This is a genomic window from Amycolatopsis sp. CB00013 (assembly GCF_001905755.1).
GTDB classification, from domain to species: domain Bacteria; phylum Actinomycetota; class Actinomycetes; order Mycobacteriales; family Pseudonocardiaceae; genus Amycolatopsis; species Amycolatopsis japonica.
In genome coordinates, this window is record NZ_LIWC01000007.1 from 109,276 (window position 1) to 124,601 (window position 15,326).

22 protein-coding genes are annotated in these 15,326 nt (G+C 69.6%); 11 read left to right on the forward strand and 11 right to left on the reverse strand.

Features of this window, described 5'->3' with window-relative positions; genetic code table 11:
* Nucleotides 1-3: 3 nt before the first annotated feature.
* The gene (locus AMK34_RS37365; RefSeq protein WP_073848487.1) at nt 4-894 is read left to right on the forward strand and encodes a transketolase family protein; all 891 of its coding nucleotides are present in this window, start codon (nt 4-6) and stop codon (nt 892-894) included.
* Between the two features lie 10 nt (nt 895-904).
* Nucleotides 905-1,333: an NUDIX hydrolase gene (locus AMK34_RS37370; RefSeq protein WP_073848488.1), complete on the forward strand. Its 429-nt coding sequence runs from the start codon at nt 905-907 to the stop codon at nt 1,331-1,333.
* A 7-nt stretch (nt 1,334-1,340) separates the two neighbouring features.
* Here AMK34_RS37370 and AMK34_RS37375 read toward each other — a convergent pair whose 3' ends face one another.
* Nucleotides 1,341-2,513: an acyl-CoA dehydrogenase family protein gene (locus AMK34_RS37375; protein ID WP_073848489.1), complete on the reverse strand. Its 1,173-nt coding sequence runs from the start codon at nt 2,511-2,513 to the stop codon at nt 1,341-1,343.
* 71 nt (nt 2,514-2,584) lie between these two features.
* Nucleotides 2,585-2,764: a hypothetical protein gene (locus AMK34_RS37380; RefSeq protein WP_038510342.1), complete on the reverse strand. Its 180-nt coding sequence runs from the start codon at nt 2,762-2,764 to the stop codon at nt 2,585-2,587.
* 136 nt (nt 2,765-2,900) lie between these two features.
* Between AMK34_RS37380 and hisH the strand changes: the two genes are divergently transcribed.
* The 3 genes from hisH to AMK34_RS37395 all read left to right on the forward strand — a co-directional run bounded on the left by hisH (nt 2,901) and on the right by AMK34_RS37395 (nt 4,708).
* Complete coding sequence (gene hisH / locus AMK34_RS37385) at nt 2,901-3,524, forward strand: imidazole glycerol phosphate synthase subunit HisH (protein ID WP_073848490.1); 624 nt, start codon at nt 2,901-2,903, stop codon at nt 3,522-3,524.
* A 9-nt stretch (nt 3,525-3,533) separates the two neighbouring features.
* Nucleotides 3,534-4,271: a bifunctional 1-(5-phosphoribosyl)-5-((5-phosphoribosylamino)methylideneamino)imidazole-4-carboxamide isomerase/phosphoribosylanthranilate isomerase PriA gene (gene priA / locus AMK34_RS37390; protein WP_007029948.1), complete on the forward strand. Its 738-nt coding sequence runs from the start codon at nt 3,534-3,536 to the stop codon at nt 4,269-4,271.
* 80 nt (nt 4,272-4,351) lie between these two features.
* Nucleotides 4,352-4,708 carry a DUF1330 domain-containing protein gene (locus AMK34_RS37395; protein WP_073848491.1) on the forward strand — a complete coding sequence of 119 codons (357 nt, stop codon included), beginning with the start codon at nt 4,352-4,354 and terminating at the stop codon, nt 4,706-4,708.
* Here the strand turns inward: AMK34_RS37395 and AMK34_RS37400 are convergent.
* The 8 genes from AMK34_RS37400 to AMK34_RS37435 all read right to left on the reverse strand — a co-directional run bounded on the left by AMK34_RS37400 (nt 4,692) and on the right by AMK34_RS37435 (nt 11,062).
* Nucleotides 4,692-5,078 (reverse strand): PPOX class F420-dependent oxidoreductase, encoded by a 387-nt coding sequence (locus tag AMK34_RS37400; protein ID WP_038510350.1) that lies wholly within the window; start codon nt 5,076-5,078, stop codon nt 4,692-4,694. The two genes, AMK34_RS37395 and AMK34_RS37400, sit on opposite strands and share 17 nt — an antisense overlap.
* Before the next feature lie 9 nt (nt 5,079-5,087).
* A complete protein-coding gene (locus AMK34_RS37405; protein ID WP_073848492.1) occupies nt 5,088-5,822 on the reverse strand; it encodes an ABC transporter permease in 735 nt (244 codons plus the stop codon).
* A complete protein-coding gene (locus AMK34_RS37410; RefSeq protein WP_073848493.1) occupies nt 5,819-6,544 on the reverse strand; it encodes an ABC transporter ATP-binding protein in 726 nt (241 codons plus the stop codon). Before AMK34_RS37410 ends, AMK34_RS37405 begins: the two co-directional genes overlap by 4 nt.
* 138 nt (nt 6,545-6,682) lie before the next feature.
* Nucleotides 6,683-7,606, reverse strand: a complete 924-nt coding sequence (locus AMK34_RS37415) for an NADP-dependent oxidoreductase (RefSeq protein WP_073848494.1) — start codon at nt 7,604-7,606, stop codon at nt 6,683-6,685.
* A gap of 28 nt (nt 7,607-7,634) precedes the next feature.
* Nucleotides 7,635-8,633, reverse strand: a complete 999-nt coding sequence (locus AMK34_RS37420) for a hypothetical protein (protein ID WP_073848495.1) — start codon at nt 8,631-8,633, stop codon at nt 7,635-7,637.
* Nucleotides 8,630-9,139 (reverse strand): RNA polymerase sigma factor, encoded by a 510-nt coding sequence (locus AMK34_RS37425; protein WP_073848496.1) that lies wholly within the window; start codon nt 9,137-9,139, stop codon nt 8,630-8,632. The genes AMK34_RS37420 and AMK34_RS37425 overlap by 4 nt, the downstream gene beginning before the upstream one ends.
* An 89-nt stretch (nt 9,140-9,228) precedes the next feature.
* Entirely contained in the window at nt 9,229-10,449 is a 1,221-nt protein-coding gene (locus AMK34_RS37430; protein ID WP_073848497.1) for a phytase, read from the reverse strand.
* A gap of 10 nt (nt 10,450-10,459) precedes the next feature.
* Entirely contained in the window at nt 10,460-11,062 is a 603-nt protein-coding gene (locus AMK34_RS37435; RefSeq protein WP_073848498.1) for a TetR/AcrR family transcriptional regulator, read from the reverse strand.
* Between the two features lie 38 nt (nt 11,063-11,100).
* On the opposite strand from AMK34_RS37435, the gene hisF reads away from it, so the two are divergent.
* Genes hisF through AMK34_RS37465 form a run of 6 tightly spaced genes read left to right on the forward strand, consistent with a single transcriptional unit; the run spans nt 11,101 to nt 14,520 of the window.
* Nucleotides 11,101-11,874, forward strand: a complete 774-nt coding sequence (hisF, locus tag AMK34_RS37440) for an imidazole glycerol phosphate synthase subunit HisF (protein ID WP_026466775.1) — start codon at nt 11,101-11,103, stop codon at nt 11,872-11,874.
* Nucleotides 11,871-12,260, forward strand: coding sequence for a hypothetical protein (locus AMK34_RS37445; RefSeq protein WP_037344870.1), 390 nt, complete (start codon nt 11,871-11,873; stop codon nt 12,258-12,260). Before hisF ends, AMK34_RS37445 begins: the two co-directional genes overlap by 4 nt.
* The gene (gene hisI, locus AMK34_RS37450; RefSeq protein ID WP_073848499.1) at nt 12,250-12,606 is read left to right on the forward strand and encodes a phosphoribosyl-AMP cyclohydrolase; all 357 of its coding nucleotides are present in this window, start codon (nt 12,250-12,252) and stop codon (nt 12,604-12,606) included. The genes AMK34_RS37445 and hisI overlap by 11 nt, the downstream gene beginning before the upstream one ends.
* Nucleotides 12,607-12,609: 3 nt before the next feature.
* Nucleotides 12,610-12,972, forward strand: a complete 363-nt coding sequence (locus AMK34_RS37455) for a DUF1304 domain-containing protein (RefSeq protein ID WP_038510378.1) — start codon at nt 12,610-12,612, stop codon at nt 12,970-12,972.
* A 57-nt stretch (nt 12,973-13,029) separates the two neighbouring features.
* Nucleotides 13,030-13,905 (forward strand): hypothetical protein, encoded by an 876-nt coding sequence (locus tag AMK34_RS37460; RefSeq protein ID WP_143202736.1) that lies wholly within the window; start codon nt 13,030-13,032, stop codon nt 13,903-13,905.
* A 9-nt stretch (nt 13,906-13,914) separates the two neighbouring features.
* Nucleotides 13,915-14,520 carry a hypothetical protein gene (locus tag AMK34_RS37465; RefSeq protein WP_073848501.1) on the forward strand — a complete coding sequence of 202 codons (606 nt, stop codon included), beginning with the start codon at nt 13,915-13,917 and terminating at the stop codon, nt 14,518-14,520.
* Between the two features lie 184 nt (nt 14,521-14,704).
* Here AMK34_RS37465 and AMK34_RS37470 read toward each other — a convergent pair whose 3' ends face one another.
* On the reverse strand, nt 14,705-15,310 hold the full coding sequence (locus AMK34_RS37470; RefSeq protein ID WP_038510387.1) for a TetR/AcrR family transcriptional regulator: 606 nt from the start codon (nt 15,308-15,310) through the stop codon (nt 14,705-14,707).
* Between the last annotated feature and the right edge of the window lie 16 nt (nt 15,311-15,326).

The following is a 15,326-nucleotide window of genomic DNA, read 5'->3' on the forward strand; positions in this document are numbered from 1 at the left end:
CCCGTGAACATGCGCGAAACGTTCCTGGAAGCCGCCGCCGAAGTGCTCGACACCGACGCGAACGTCGCCGTCGTGCTCGCCGACATCTCCGCGGCACAACTCGCCTTCGCCGCGCGGAAACATCCCGACCGGGTGCTCAACGTCGGCATCCGCGAGCAACTGATGATGAGCACCGCGGGCGGGCTGGCGCTGGCCGGGATGCGCCCGATCGTCCACACCTTCTCGTCGTTCCTCGTGGAGCGGGCCTTCGAGCAGGTCAAACTCGACCTCGGACATCAGGACGTCGGTGCCGTGCTGGTGTCGTCGGGCGCGTCCTACGACATGCCGACCGCCGGGCGGACGCATCAGGCGCCCGGCGACGTCGCCCTCATCGACACGTTGCCGGGCTGGACCGTGCACGTGCCGGGGCACCCCGAGGAAGCACGGCGGCTGCTGCTCGAGTCCATCCCCGGCACCGGGCGCGTCTATCTCCGGCTTTCCGCGCAGGAGAACGCGAAAGCGCATCTGGGCGCGGGCCTGCAGACACTGCGCGAAGGCGGGCGGGGCGTGGTGGTGGCCGTCGGGCCGATGCTCGACAGGGCGCTCGAAGCGACAGCCGATCTCGACGTCACCGTGCTCTACACCTCGACGATCCGGCCGTTCGACGCCGCCGGGCTGCGTTCGGCCGTCGAGGCCGCGGGCAGCACCGACGTCGTACTGGTCGAGCCCTACCTCGCGGGAACCTCGGCACACGCGGTGGCGGACGCCTTGTCCGAAACGCCGCACCGGCTGCTGTCCCTGGGCGTCCGGCGCGACGCGGAAGTCCGGATCTACGGCGAAATGGCCGATCACGACCTCGCGCACGGTCTCGACGCCGGCTCGATCGCCTTGTCCGTCAAGGAATTCCTCCGCTAGCGTCACCGGGATGACGAAGATCCGCCCGCTCGCGCTCGGGGTCATCCGCCGCGGCGAAGACCTTCTCGTGTTCGAAGGCCGCGACCACGCCAAAGGCGAGACCTACCACCGTCCGCTCGGCGGCGGGATCGAGTTCGGTGAGACCGCCGCCGAGGCGCTGCACCGCGAATTCCAGGAGGAACTCGCGGCGGAGCTGACCTCGGTCGAGCAGATCGCCGTGCTGGAGAACGTGTTCACCTTCGAAGGCAGGCCGGGACACGAGATCGTGTTCCTGTTCACCGCCGACCTCATCGACAAGGCGTTCTACGAGCGCGACGAGGTCGGCGTCGTCCTCGACGACGGCGCCCGCGTGCACTGGCTGCCGATGGCCGACGTGGCGAGCGGCAAGGCGATCCTCTACCCGGACGGGCTCGCGGATCTCCTCGCGGCGCGGGACTGATCGCCGCTCAGCGGAAAGCGGCCAGCCCGGTGACCGACTGGCCGAGCGAGAGCGCGTGCATCTCCTCGGTGCCCTCGTAGGTCAGCACGGTTTCCAGGTTCGACATATGCCGCATCACCGGGTATTCCAGCGAGATCCCGTTGGCGCCGAGCATGCCGCGCGCGGTCCTGGCGACCTCCAGCGCGGAGCGGACGTTGGCGAGCTTGCCGAAGCTGACGTGGTTGTGGTGCAGCGTCCCGGCGTCCTTGAGCCGCCCGATCCGCAGCGCGACCAGCCCTGCGCGGTTGACCTCGACGACGAGGTCGGCGAGTTTGCGCTGGGTGAGTTGGAATCCGGCCAGCGGTTTGCCGAACTGTTCCCGGCTCAGCGTGTACTCCAGCGCCGACTCGTAGCAGGAGCGCGCGGCGCCGACGACGCCGAACAGGATCCCGTAGCGCGCCTCGTTCAGGCAGGACAGCGGTCCGCGCAGCCCCCTGACCTCGGGGAACGCCGCCGAATCCGGCAGGCGGACGCCGTCGAGCACGAGTTCCGCGGTCAGCGAGGCCCGCAGCGACAGCTTGTGCTTGACCTCGTTCGCGGTGAAGCCCGGCGTGTTCGTGGGGACGACGAAGCCGCGCACGCCTTCGTCGGTCTGCGCCCAGACGACCGCGACGTCGGCCACGGTTCCGTTGGTGATCCACATCTTCGTGCCGCTCAGCACCCAGTCGGAGCCGTCGCGCACCGCGCGCGTCCGCATGCTGCCGGGGTCGCTGCCGGCGTCCGGTTCGGTCAGGCCGAAGCAGCCGAGCGCCTCACCGGCGGCCATCCGCGGCAGCCACTCCTGCTTGTGCTCCTCGGTGCCCCATTTGTGGATCGCGTACATCGCCAGCGAACCCTGTACGGAGACGAAGCTGCGCAGTCCGGAGTCGACGGCCTCCAGTTCGCGGCAGGCGATGCCGTAGGCGACCGCGCTGGTGCCCGCGCAGCCGTAGCCCTCCAGATGCATGCCGAGCAGCCCGAGCTGCCCGAACCCCTTGGCGAGCTCGGCGGCGGGCAGGGCGCCCGTTTCGTACCATTCGGCGACGTTCGGCAGGAGCTGGTCGTGCGCGTAGGAACGCACGGCGTCCCGCATGGCCCGGTCCTCGGCGGAGAGCTCGGCGTCGAGATCGAGGAAGTCGCGCGGATCCGGGCTGCTGCTCATGCGTCACTCCTGGTCGGCTCGGTGGGTCACCTTCCTATGAAGAAAACCACACACATGACCGGAGTCGAGTGTCAGCGATCGCGCCATCCGGTGGTCTTCGTCACCTGAACCGATGCCGTGGCCGTCCGGGCCGGGGCGGAGCGCCGCTTCTGCGCCGGGATCAGCAGCTCCGCGAAGGTAGGGAAAGGCACGCTGTCGATGTCCTCGCGCCAGGCGCTGAGCAGGCGGGTCAGGTCGTCGGCGTCCTGCATCGTTCCTCCATAAGTGCAGGGCGGTCCTGCGCCGGCCTTTCACTCGGAGTCGCTATTACCCAGAAGAGTGAAGGTCGAAACAGGGAATCCGGGGAAAATCCGGTCCGCTAGCCTGGAGAGCGTGGCTACTCCTCGCGTGGTGATCCTGGACTACGGGTCCGGCAATCTCCGGTCCGCCGAACGCGCCGTCGAGCGCGCCGGCGCCGACGTCGAGGTCACCGCCGACCCGCATGCCGCGCTCGAGGCCGACGGCCTGGTCGTTCCCGGTGTCGGCGCCTTCTCCGCCTGTATGGAGGGGCTGCGGTCGGTGTCGGGGGAGAAGATCATCGGCAAACGTCTCGCCGGTGGCCGCCCCGTGCTGGGCATCTGCGTCGGCATGCAGATCCTGTTCGAACGCGGGGTCGAGCACGGCGTGGAGGCCGAAGGCGCGGGTGAATGGCCGGGCACGGTGGACCGGCTGGAGGCCGACGTCCTCCCCCACATGGGGTGGAACACCGTCCGGGCGCCCGAGGATTCGCAGCTGTTCGCCGGGCTCGACGCGGACACACGGTTCTATTTCGTGCACTCCTACGCCGCGCGGACCTGGGAACTGGACTCCGGCCTCGCCGGGCAGCAACCCAAGGTGACCTGGGCGAACCACGGTCAGGACTTCGTCGCCGCCGTCGAGAACGGGCCGCTGTGGGCCACCCAGTTCCACCCGGAGAAGTCCGGGGACGCGGGTGCGCACCTGCTGCGCAACTGGCTGAACACCCTCGCTTAGAGTGGGCGCGTGACTTTCACGCTCCTTCCCGCCGTTGATGTGGCCGATGGCCAGGCCGTGCGACTCGTCCAGGGCGAGGCCGGCACCGAAACCTCCTATGGCAGCCCGCTGGAGGCGGCGCTCGCCTGGCAGCGTGACGGGGCGGAATGGATCCATCTGGTGGATCTCGACGCCGCGTTCGGCAAGGGCTCCAACCGCGAGCTGCTCGCCGACGTCGTGGCGAAGCTCGACGTCCAGGTGGAGCTCTCCGGCGGCATCCGCGACGACGCGTCGCTGGAGGCCGCGCTGGCCACCGGCGCCCGCCGGGTCAATCTCGGCACGGCGGCGCTGGAGGACCCGGAGTGGACCGCGAAGGTCGTCTCCTCCTACGGCGACCGGGTCGCCATCGGGCTGGACGTGCGGATCACCGAGGCCGGGCACCGGCTGTCCGCGCGCGGCTGGACGCAGGACGGCGGTGACCTCTGGGAGGTCCTCGACCGGCTCGACCGCGACGGCGCGCAGCGTTACGTCGTCACCGACGTGAGCAAGGACGGCACCCTCCAGGGCCCGAACATCGACCTGCTCCGCGAGGTCGCCGCCCGCACCGACGCGCCGGTCATCGCCTCCGGCGGTGTGTCCAGTGTGGACGATCTCCGCGCACTGGCCGCGCTGGCCCGCGACGGTGTCGAGGGTTCCATCGTCGGCAAGGCGCTCTACGCCGGCGCGTTCACCCTGCCCGAGGCGCTCGCCGCCGTCGCGGAGTTCTGAGCTTTACCTCCCGGGTAATCGACGCCGCGCGCCCGTTCGGTCAGGATTCCTTCCAGGACAACGAAACCTGGGAGGACATCATGACCGCGTACGGCATCGCCCACCTTCGCCCCACCGGAGCACCGACCGAAGAGGTGCTCGAATACCTGGAGCGGATCCAGGACACGCTCGACCCCTTCGGCGGGAAGTTCCTCGTGCACGGGGCCGAGGTCGAGGTCGTCGAGGGGGAGTGGCCGGGGGCGCTGGTGATGATCGGCTTCCCGAGCCTGGCCGTGGCCCGGGAGTGGTACGCGTCGGCCGCCTACCAGGCGATCCTGCATCTGCGGGCGGATCACATCCCGGGCGATCTGATCCTGGTGGAGGGCTGCGGGCCGGACCACGACTCGGCGGCGATGGCGGCGGAGCTGCGGGAGGCTCAGCTCACTCGGCCAGCTTGATCGCGATCCCCACGGTCCGGTCCTTCGGTCCCCGCAGCTTGCTGAAGAACATCGTGACCCGGCCGGTGATCCCGTATTTCCGCGCGATCACCTTGCGCACGCGTTCGGTCCCGTCGAGGTCCAACAGCCGCGCCTCGCCCGCCACGACGTCGCCGTGGGTCTTGTTGCCGCGGAAGTCGCAGGCCTGGACCTCGACCCGCCCGCTGTTGCGGATGCGCTTGACCTTGCCCGCCTTCCGCTCGGACCAGAGCACCAGCTCGCCGCCGTCGCCCGCCGCCCAGACCGGCGTCGGCACCGGGGTGCCGTTCTTGCGGAAGGTGGTCAGGACGACGTACTTCTCGGCGGCGATCCGCTCGAACTCCGATCCCATGTGGAAAGTCTAGGGTGTCCGCCTGCGCAGGGTCGCCGCGCCGAGGACCAGCGCCGCCAGGGCACACGCCCCGACGATGATCAGGTTCCGGATCAGCGTCGCGTCCACGGTGCCCGACGTGGTGACCCGGGTAAGGGCTTCGACGGCGTACGAAAGCGGCATCACGTTCGAGAGCCAGTTCAGGAGCCAGCCCGTCTCCCCGCGTGGCACGAACAGGCCGCACAGCAGGATCTGCGGCAGCACGAACAGCGGCATGAACTGCACCGCCTGGAATTCGGTCCGCGCGAACGCGCTCACGAACAGGCCGAGCGCCATCCCGAGGAGCGCGTCGAGGACGGCGATGAGCAGCAGCATCCCGATCGAGCCCGCGATGTCGAGGCCCAGCCAGGCGAGCGACACCCCGGCGGCGACGCCGACCTGCACTATCGCGATCGAGCCGAACGCGAGCGCGTAACCGAAGAGCAGGTCCATCCTGCCGATCGGCAGGGTCATCAGCCGTTCCAGCGTGGCCGTGGTGCGCTCGCGCAGGGTCGTGATCGAGGTGATCAGAAACATGATCAAGAACGGGAAGACACCGAGCAACGCCGGCGCGACGCGGCTGAACACCGCTTCGGAGTTGAAGACGAAGCGCAGCAGCACCATCAGCAGCGACGGCACGACGATCAGCATCGCGACGGTGCGTGGATCGTGCCGGAGCTGCAGGAGGATCCGGCGGGCCGTGGCCAGGGTCAAGGCGGGGTTCATGACGGGCTCACCTCGGTCTCGCGGACCAGCCGCAGGAACGCCTGCTCCAGATCGGTCGTGCCGGTGCGCTCGCGCAGCCCGGCCGGGGTGTCGTCGGCGAGGATCCGGCCTTCGCGCATGAGCAGCAGACGGTCGCAGCGCGCGGCCTCGTCCATGACGTGGCTGGACACCAACAGTGTCGCCCCGCCCTCGGCGAGACGACGGAAAAGTGCCCAGAGTTCGTCGCGGAGCACGGGATCCAGGCCGACGGTCGGTTCGTCGAGGACGAGCAGTTCGGGCTTCCCGAGCAGCGCGACCGCGAGGTTGGCGCGGCTGTGCTGGCCACCCGACAGGGCGCCGACGAGCTTGCCCGCGTGATCGGCGAGCCCGACCTCGCCGATCACCCTGTCCACATCGGACGTCGGCGCGCGGAGCACGGAAGCGAAGTAGCGCAAGGCTTCCGTGATGGTCAGGTCGGCGTAGATGGCCGGGTTCTGGGTGGCGTAGCCGATCAACCGCCGCAGCGGCGGGCTGCCCGCGGGATGGCCGAGCACGGTGACCTCGCCCGCGGCGACGATCTGCACGCCGACGATCGAGCGCATCAGCGTCGTCTTGCCGCAGCCACTGGGGCCGAGCAGGCCGGTGATCCGGCCGCGCGGCGTCGCGAAACCGATGTCCCTGACGACCTCACGGCCGCCGCGGACGACCCGCAGGCCTGTCACGGAGATCGCTGAATTAGCCATGCGTTTAATTCTGCGCCCGTTGAGAAGTGAGAGTCAAGAGGGTCGTGGGGAGCGGTCCGTGAAGGCCTCCTTGAGGGACTCTGGGTCCCTCAAGGAGGCCTTCACGGACCTCAAGCGGGGCGCGTCACGAGGGGAGGCTTAGGGGACCAGGACGAGCTTGCCCCGGACGTGGCCCGCTTCGCTCTCGTCCTGGGCCGCGGCCGCCTCGGCGAGCGGGTAGACCCGGGCGATCGGCAGGTCGAGCTTGCCTTCGGCGGCGAGCGCGGCGCCTTCGGCCAGCGAGCCGGGCACCTGCTCGGCCGGAGTCCCCGACGTGAAGCGGACGCCGTGGTCGGCCGCGTCCGGCGCGGCGATGGTGATGACCCGCTTCGGGCCACCGGTCAGTTCGACCAGGGTGGCCAGCGAGCCACGCCCGGAAGCGTCGAAGGACGCGTCGACGCCCTGCGGCGCGACGTCGCGTACGCGCGCGGAGAGCCCTTCGCCGTACTGCACCGGCACAGCGCCCAGAGAGCGCAGGTACTCGTGGTTCCCTTCGCTCGCGGTGCCCACCACGGTCAGCCCGCGCGCGACGGCGAGCTGCACGGCGATGGTGCCGACACCTCCCGCGGCGCCGTCGATGAGCAGCGTCTCGCCCTTCCGGAGATCCAGCAGGTTGAGCGCGCGATAGGCGGTGTTGACGACCGCGGGCAGCGCCGCGGCCAGCTCCCACGAGAGCGACTCGGGCTTGCGGATCAGGCTCGCGGGCTTCGCGAGGACGTACTCCGCGTATCCGCCCGCCCCGGAGCCGAGCACCTCGTCACCGGCCGCGAACTCGGACACGCCCTCGCCGATCGCCTCGACGACGCCGGCGATGTCGCCACCGGGGATGGCGGGGAACTCCGTCGGGAACACCTCGGCCATCAGCCCGGAGCGGATCTTCCAGTCGATCGGGTTCACGCTCGCGGCCCGGACGGCGACCCGCACCTGGCCGGGGCCCGGCTCGGGCAGCTCCCGCTCGAGGACGCGCAGGACCCCGGAGTCGCCGTACTCGGTGAACGCGATGGAGCGGTAGGTGTCCGTCATGCCGTCGACAACCCCCGCCCGTCCGTCACTATTCCGGCGGCTTCCCGAACCAGCTGTAATCGCCGGGGATCAGCTGGACGCCGTTCGCTATGTCGAGCAGGGTCGCTTGGTCCCGTTTGCCGGACACGGTGAGCCACCGCCCGCCCTCGACCTGGACGGCGACCGTTTCGTCCTGCTGCCCGAGCCGCCCGGTCCGTTGCGGCAGGAAGAAGCCGTCGGCGCCCCTGACCTTGAGCGGCACGGGCGTGGCGTCACCCGAGTCCGGCCGTTCGGCGCGGAGCGACGCCGTGACGACCGCCGCCGCGGTGGGTTGCCCGGTACGGGTGGCTTCGAGTTCGGTCGCGCCCCCGCCGACGGTCATGAACAGGTTCACCCCGGACAGCTCCAGGTCGGTGGGCAGCTTGCCGAACCGCAGTTCGCCCGAAACCCGGGCGCGGTCGTCCCTGACCATCTCGTCCGCGATCCGCTGGCCGACGTCGCGCGGGTCCTTCACCCCGACCAGCGTCAAGCTCAGCAGGTACGTGTCGTCGGGCGACCAGGTCAGCATCGTCCCGTCGCCGTAGACCTCCGCGACCATCCCGACGCGGCCGTGCACGATGATCTGGTTCGGCGCGGGCGCGATCGTCCAAGGTCCGCCCCGGTCGTCCAGCGGTGTGGTGGTCAGCCGCAGCTGCCCGACCTCGCCGTTGCTCCACGTCCTGGTCTGCGGTCCCGGGTAGGGCTTCGCGCTCCGGGTCAGCTCCTTGAAGCCGTCGGGCAGCCAGCCGGGTTTGTACGGCAGCACCGCCCAATCGGCGTTACGCGGCGAGGCGGGGGTGACCGTGGTGTAGGCCCGCAGGCCCAGCGGGACGCCGAGCGCGATGATCGCGACCGCCGCCGCGACCAGTGCCAAGGCCATCGTCGGACGGCGTGACGGCCGCTGGGCCAGCGCGTCGCGGATCTCGGCACCGTCTGGCGCCCGCGCCGCCAGGTGTTCGAGGCTCTCCCGGATCAGGTCCTCGGTGTGCTCGTCACTCAGTCGGGTCATTTGCGGGCTCCCGTGGGCTGCACGGACGAGGACGGCCCGGTTTCCCGCAGCGTCGAGAGCGCGCGCGAAATCTGGCTGCGCACGGTCGACGTCGCGCAGCGGAGCACCGCGCCGATCTCCTCGTCGGAGTAGTTCTCGTAGTAGCGGAGCACGATCGCGGCGCGTTGTTTGCGCGGGAGCTTCGCGAGCCGGTCCAGCATCGCGTCGCGTTCGTCGTACTCGATGGCGTGATCGGAGACCGGTGGGCTCACCAGGTCGAGCACTTCCGGCGACGACGGAGTCACCCGGCGGACCGCCAGCCGCCTTCGCCACGAGAGGTACTCGTTGGTCACCATCCGGCGGACGTAGGTCGGTGGCGAGTCGATCTTCGGCCAGCGTTGCTGAGCACGCAGCAGTACCTCCTGGACGATGTCCTGCGCCAGGTACGGATCGTCGGTCAGGACGGTCGCGTAGCGCAGGAGCCCGTCCAGGCGATCCGCGACGAACTCGTCGAAGCTCGCAGGCACGTGTCCCCCTCAGCCGGTGGTCTCCCCCTAGAGACGCGCGAGACCACCCGGCTGATGCATCGGGAGCGGAACTTTCTCGGTGAACGTGATCACCGCACGGCGGTCTCCAGCCGGACGAAGGCGAACCCGGTCGTCGCGAGTTCCTCACCGGAGGGGTCGGTGGCCGCCGGGCGGCGTTCGCCGTCGTGCACCACCAGCAGGCCGTGCGGGAACAGCGGCCCCAGCGGCCTGGTGGTGATCGCGGCGCCGTCGGAGTGCTCGACCGAGTCGGTCCCGCGTCCGGCGACGATCCGGAAATCGCGCCGCGGGGTGCCGTCACGGTCGTAGACCACGAACCGCGAGTCGCCCTGGCTCGACGCGAGGAGCTTGCCGTCGGCCAGGGCCAGCCCCTCGGCGTCCGCGGTCAGCCACTTCCCGCCGAAGCCGGGGTCGGGGCCGTCGGCGACGCATTCCTCGGTCGCCTCGTCGAAGCGTTGCGGAACCCCGAACGACCGCACCTTGTCGATCAGTTCCGGACGGCCGAAACCGGCGCCGTGCACCGGGATCCGCCAGATCCCGACGTCCTCCTGCGCCGTGTAGAGCACGCGGTTCCCGGCGTCGAGGATCGACCCCTCCAGCTGCGGCCGCTCGTCCGGTTCGCCGCAGGGCGACCACGTCTTCCCGTTCGGCAGCCGGAACTCCGACGGCAGGTCGATCGTGCCGATCGGCGCCGTGCCGACGGTGCCGTCCGCTTTGTCGACAAGTCGCAAGAGCGCCACGCGGGTCTCGTGCCGCCGGGTCACCGCGACCCAGCGCGCGCCGGTGCGCGGGTCACGACCGGCGGTGAGGCCGTACGCGGTCCGCTGTTCGTCCACTTCGGACTCCGACGCGGAGAAGACCGGTGGGGCGGAAGGATCCGTGACGTCACGCAGCACCCGCGAGCCGGCCGCGGCGCCGGCCGGGTCGATCCGGTAGACGCGCACGCGGTCCCGGCCGCGGTCGCTCACCACGGCGAGATCGCCGACGACGTCGACGTTGTTGAACCGGCCGCCCTCGGGAACGGCGAGATGCTGCAACTGCCGCGCCTTCAGGTCGAACGCGGCCAGCCCGCCTTCCTTGAGCGTGCCGAGTACGACGCTGGCCGAAGGGTTCTTCGGGTGGACCCAGATCGCCGGGTCGTCGGCGTCGGCGTTCGCCGGGTCTGCGCCCTTGTCGTCGACGTAGGCCCTGGTCTGCGCCACGGGTGAAGGGTTCTGGCCCGCTTCGGCCGGCACGGCGGCGAGCAGCGAGGCCGCCAGCAAGGGGAGGGGGAGTAGGGCAGCGATGCGCATTCCCGGGAAGTTAGCCGCGTGGAGTGTCCGGCCGGTGAACGTCGGGGGTCAGGTAATACTGCGCGACCGGCGCCAGCATCGCGACGATCTCGTCCTCCGAGGCGGCGGCCAGCGGCGGGAGCCCGATGACGTAGCGCAGCAGCGCGAACCCGATCATCTGCGCGGCGATCCCGGCCACCCGGACCTTCGGCACGCCGCGCGCCTCGGCGACCCGCGCCAGCACCGCCCGCTCCAGGAACTGCCGCATCATGGTCGCGACCTGCTCGTTGGTGGTCGCGGACCGGATCATCGCCAGGAACGGCGCGCGGCCCTCGGGAACCTGCCAGAGGCCGAGGAACGCACGGACGAGGCGCTCGCCGATCTCGTCCTCGGGGCCATCGAGGATCCGGGGGACCAGCTCGCCCGGGTCGACCGGCAGGTTCATCGACAGGGCGAAGAGTCGTTGCTTGGTGCCGAAGAAATGGTGCAGCAGCGCGGCGTTGACCCCGGCGTCGGCCGCGATGCCGCGGACGGTCGCCCCGTCGTAGCCCTGTTCGGCGAACCTGCGCCGTGCCGCGTCGAGGATCACCTCCCGCGTCTCGGTCTGCCCCGGCCGCCGCCCCGCCTGTGCCATTCCGCGAGCTTAGAACGCCCTTGACTACGCTTGTCCCCATGTCAGTCGCAGTCAGGGTCATCCCGTGTCTCGACGTCGACGCGGGCCGTGTGGTGAAGGGCGTCAACTTCGCCGACCTGCGCGACGCCGGCGACCCCGTCGAACTCGCCCGCCTGTACGACGCCGAGGGCGCGGACGAGCTCACGTTCCTCGACGTCACGGCCTCCTCCGGGGACCGCGAGACCACCTTCGACGTGGTCCGCCGGACCGCGGAGCAGGTGTTCATCCCGCTCACCGTCGGTGGCGGCGTGCGCACGAACGACGACGTCAACCGGCTGCTGCGCACCGGTGCGGACAAGGTGAGCATCAACACCGCCGCCATCGCCCGGCCGGAGTTCCTGCGCGAGGCGTCCCGCCGGTTCGGCGCGCAGTGCGTCGTGCTGTCGGTGGACGCGCGCCGGGTCCCCGAGGGCACCGAACCGACCCCGTCCGGCTTCGAGGTGACCACCCACGGCGGTCGCCGCGGCACCGGGATCGACGCCGTCGAATGGGCCGCGCGCGGCGAGGAACTCGGTGTCGGCGAGATCCTGCTCAACTCGATGGACGCCGACGGCACGAAGAACGGCTTCGACCTCGAACTCCTCACCCAGGTGCGCGCGGCCGTCCGTGTCCCGGTGATCGCCAGCGGTGGCGCCGGCGCGCTGGAGCATTTCCTGCCCGCCGTCGAAGCGGGCGCGGACGCGGTGCTCGCGGCCAGCGTGTTCCACTTCGGACAGTTGAAGATCGGCGAGGTCAAGGGCGCGCTGCGCGCCGGGGGAGTCGTGGTCCGGTGATCGCGGGCAAGTGGAAGGCCGCCACCGAGGTCAAGGTCGTCTGCGCGCTGCTGCTCGGGCTCGCCGTCGCGTACCTCGCGATGGCCGGGATCCTCATGTTCGCGCCGTATTCGTCCGCGCGGACGTTCCTGCTGCCGGGGACGTCGCTGGTCCTCGGCGGTCTCGTCGTCGCGGGCCTGGTGCTCAAGATGTCGTCCGCGCGGTTCGCCGGGTTCGCGGTCAGCTTCCTTTTCGGGCTGCTGCACGCGCTGTCGATGCTGGCGGCGGAACTCTTCTGGGTGAAGATCGTCTCCGGGATCCTCTTCGCCGGGTACATCTACACGGCGGTCCTGCTCAACTCGATGCCGGTGAAACGGCACCTTCTCGGAGCCACGAATGACGCTTGACCCCGCCCTGTCGGAACGCTTGAAGCGCAACGCCGACGGGCTCATCGCCGCCGTCGTCGTCGAACACTCCACATCGGACGTGCTGATGATGGCGTGGATGAACGACGAGGCCCTCGAACGCACGCTCACGACCCGGCGGGGGACGTACTACTCGCGCAGCCGCAAGGAACTGTGGGTCAAGGGCGAGACGTCGGGCCACGTCCAGCACGTGCGCGAAGTGCGGATCGACTGCGACGGCGATACCGTCCTGCTGCGCGTCGACCAGACCGGCCCGGCCTGTCACACCGGCACGCACACCTGTTTCGACACCGACGAACGGCTGCTGTTGGCCGACGAGAGCGAGTAACCCGTGAATGTCGTCGCCAATGTGCTGGTCGGCATCGTCGCGCTGATCCACCTGTACATCGTCGTGCTCGAGATGTTCCTGTGGACCACCCCGCGCGCTCGCGCCTCCTTCGGCACCACCGAGGAGTTCGCGAAGGAGAGCTCGGCGCTTGCGGCGAATCAGGGGCTGTACAACGGTTTCCTCGCCGCCGCGCTGATCTGGGGCCTGATCGCGACCGGCAGTACGGCGTGGCAGTTCAAGATCTACGGACTCGCGTGCGTGATCGTGGCCGGGCTCTACGGGACGGCGACGGCGAGCAAGAAGATCTTCTTCGTCCAGGTGGTGCCGGGCACGCTGGCGCTGATCGCGGTGCTGGTCGCGGGCTGACGCCGTCGGGACCTTGGTCCTATCCCCGAATCCCCCTTGCGGGCGTACGCTTTTTCCATGTCACTGGGGACTGGGGAAGGCCCGGCGGAGAAGCATCTCCGCCGGAGATTGGGCTACCGCGTCACCGCGGTGGTGAGCTTGATACCGGTGGGTGGCGGGGTCATCGGTCTCGCCGTCCAGGCTTTCGAAAAAGATCCGATTTGGGGCTTCGAGGGCTTTTTCGACGAATTCGCCCTCATCTGCGTGGGGCTCTTGGTGGCCCTGTTCGCGCGACACCGGGCGCGGGTCCATGCCGGGCTCGCCGAAGCCGCGCCCGACGACCGGAGGGCCGACGACGCCGCGCTCGTCGCCATCGACCCCGAGCGTGAGACCGCGAAGTTGCGTCTGTTGGGTCTTCGCTCCGCCTGGATCGCCCCGATCTGGCCCGCCGTCTTCGCCGCCGGGGTCCTCCTGCTCGTCCTGGGCGGGTCGGGCGAAGACGGGTTCGGTAAGCTGGGCGTGCTGCCCACGGCGTTCGGTCTCGTCGGGTTCGTGGGCTCGCTGATGTCCGCGACGGGCTGGCGGGCCAGGCACCGCTCCGTCCAGGCCACCGGATGGCGTCCGGCGCGGGCGACGGTACGGCCGGATTACGAGGGGCTGGGCAACCGGCTCCCGCCCGCCACGTACCTCACTTTCGACGACGGCACCGAAACCGTGGTCCGCTCGGTGGGCTGGTCGATCCGCTCGTGCCGCCGCTTCCGGAAGAATCCCGGCCTCCGGGTCTGGATCGGTGGCGAAGGCGCGAACATGGTCGTCCTTTTCCCGCGGGGGAGGGTTTCCCGCCGCCCGTACGCGTTTCCGGCCCGACCTGAACTTGTACGCTCGCTGAGCACTCAGGGTTGCCCCGAAGCGAGACGCGACTCGTTATCCGGAAAACCCGCTCTTCTCGATTAACCTCGGTGCATGAAACTGGGGCGAGGGAAAAAGAAGATCGACCGTCCGAGACGACGTCCCAGGGTCGCCGGGCGACCTCGCTCCAGTGCGGACGACGACTTCGCCGAAAGCTACGAGCCGCCGACGGTCCACGAAGAAGTGGCCGACCCCTTGATCGAGAAAATGTCGCTTCTCGAACAACGGGCGACGGCTTGGGCGGTGTTCTGGATGGCTTACTTCGTCGTGTGTCAGATAGTTTCGGACGATCGACGATTCGAGGTGCTGGTCCCGCTTTCCCTGGTGGCCTTCTACGGTATTCCGGCGTGTCTGTACGCCGCCTGGCTCTGGAAGAGCCGCCGTCGGTCCGCTGAGAAGACCGGTTTGCGCGAGGCCATGGCGACGGTGCGGCCCGGCTGGCTGTTCCCCAGGATCGACGTCTATCTAAAAGGCGGCTACAAGCTGCTCCAGACGCGACGCTCGCTGCGGATCGCTCCCCGTTTCAAAGGGCTCGAGAAGGTTCCCGTCTTCATCGGCGGCGAGGAAACGGACATGATCGTGATCTTCCCGCGCGGGCGCTTCTCGAAGGACACGCTCTACACGGTTCCGGTCAAGGAAATCGAACCGGACACTGCGTGAGCCACCACCTCGCGACGCCGGCCCCGGATGCCATGAAAGGTCCTTTCCTTGCAAAATTTGCAAGGAAAGGACCTTTCATAGCACGGGCTGGGGGCGTCGAGTGGCGTTTCGGGGGTGCTCCCAACGTGAGCGAAGGCGTGACTGGCGTGCTCGAAGGCGTGACTCGCGTGATCGAAGCCGGAACTCAGTCGATGTCGCCGGTGAGGTAACGCTGCACGGTCGGCGCGATCGCGGTCACCAGCGGTTCGATCTCGCTCGAAGCCATCGGCTCGAACTTCGCGACGTAGCGCACCAGCCCCATCCCGACGAGCTGGGAAGCGCAGAGCGTGGTCCGCAGTTCGACGCGGTCCGAGCCCAGTCCGCCGATGACCTTCGTGAAGAAGTTCTGGAAGAAACCGCGCAGCACGGCCGCGGCCTGTTCGTGTCCGGCGACGCTGCGGACGAGGGCCTGGAACACCTCGCCGCCAGCGCCGTCCCATCGGGTGAGGAAGGTGCGGACGATCCGGCGGCCGAACTCGTCGTCGGGCCCGTTCTGGAGTTCCGCGAGCAGTTCGTGCGGGTCGAAGGGGAGCTTCAGGATGGCTTGGGCGAACAGCCCTTCCTTGCTGCCGAACCAGTGGTTCACCATCGCCGCGTCGACCCCGGCCCGCGTCGCGATCGCGCGCACGGTCGCGCCGTCGAAACCGCTCTCGCCGAACACCGCGCGCGCCGCTTCGATCAGCGCGGTCCGGGTGTCCTGTCCGCCGGGCCGCCGTCCCCGCCGCCGCACGGTAGTGTCTTCACCAGCCATGGCGTCATCATGAACG

Bases quoted from the DNA above. Each gene is read 5' to 3' on its own strand.
- AMK34_RS37395 (WP_073848491.1), top strand. From the start codon at position 4,352: ATGACCGCGTACGGCATCGCCCACCTTCGCCCCACCGGAGCACCGACC.
- hisF (WP_026466775.1), top strand. From the start codon at position 11,101: ATGTCAGTCGCAGTCAGGGTCATCCCGTGTCTCGACGTCGACGCGGGC.
- AMK34_RS37380 (WP_038510342.1), bottom strand. From the start codon at position 2,764: ATGCAGGACGCCGACGACCTGACCCGCCTGCTCAGCGCCTGGCGCGAG.
- AMK34_RS37405 (WP_073848492.1), bottom strand. From the start codon at position 5,822: ATGAACCCCGCCTTGACCCTGGCCACGGCCCGCCGGATCCTCCTGCAG.
- AMK34_RS37375 (WP_073848489.1), bottom strand. From the start codon at position 2,513: ATGAGCAGCAGCCCGGATCCGCGCGACTTCCTCGATCTCGACGCCGAG.
- AMK34_RS37435 (WP_073848498.1), bottom strand. From the start codon at position 11,062: ATGGCACAGGCGGGGCGGCGGCCGGGGCAGACCGAGACGCGGGAGGTG.
- AMK34_RS37415 (WP_073848494.1), bottom strand. From the start codon at position 7,606: ATGACGGACACCTACCGCTCCATCGCGTTCACCGAGTACGGCGACTCC.
- AMK34_RS37420 (WP_073848495.1), bottom strand. From the start codon at position 8,633: ATGACCCGACTGAGTGACGAGCACACCGAGGACCTGATCCGGGAGAGC.
- AMK34_RS37465 (WP_073848501.1), top strand. From the start codon at position 13,915: ATGAAACTGGGGCGAGGGAAAAAGAAGATCGACCGTCCGAGACGACGT.
- AMK34_RS37370 (WP_073848488.1), top strand. From the start codon at position 905: ATGACGAAGATCCGCCCGCTCGCGCTCGGGGTCATCCGCCGCGGCGAA.
- AMK34_RS37470 (WP_038510387.1), bottom strand. From the start codon at position 15,310: ATGGCTGGTGAAGACACTACCGTGCGGCGGCGGGGACGGCGGCCCGGC.
- AMK34_RS37410 (WP_073848493.1), bottom strand. From the start codon at position 6,544: ATGGCTAATTCAGCGATCTCCGTGACAGGCCTGCGGGTCGTCCGCGGC.
- hisI (WP_073848499.1), top strand. From the start codon at position 12,250: ATGACGCTTGACCCCGCCCTGTCGGAACGCTTGAAGCGCAACGCCGAC.
- AMK34_RS37400 (WP_038510350.1), bottom strand. From the start codon at position 5,078: ATGGGATCGGAGTTCGAGCGGATCGCCGCCGAGAAGTACGTCGTCCTG.
- AMK34_RS37460 (WP_143202736.1), top strand. From the start codon at position 13,030: ATGTCACTGGGGACTGGGGAAGGCCCGGCGGAGAAGCATCTCCGCCGG.
- AMK34_RS37430 (WP_073848497.1), bottom strand. From the start codon at position 10,449: ATGCGCATCGCTGCCCTACTCCCCCTCCCCTTGCTGGCGGCCTCGCTG.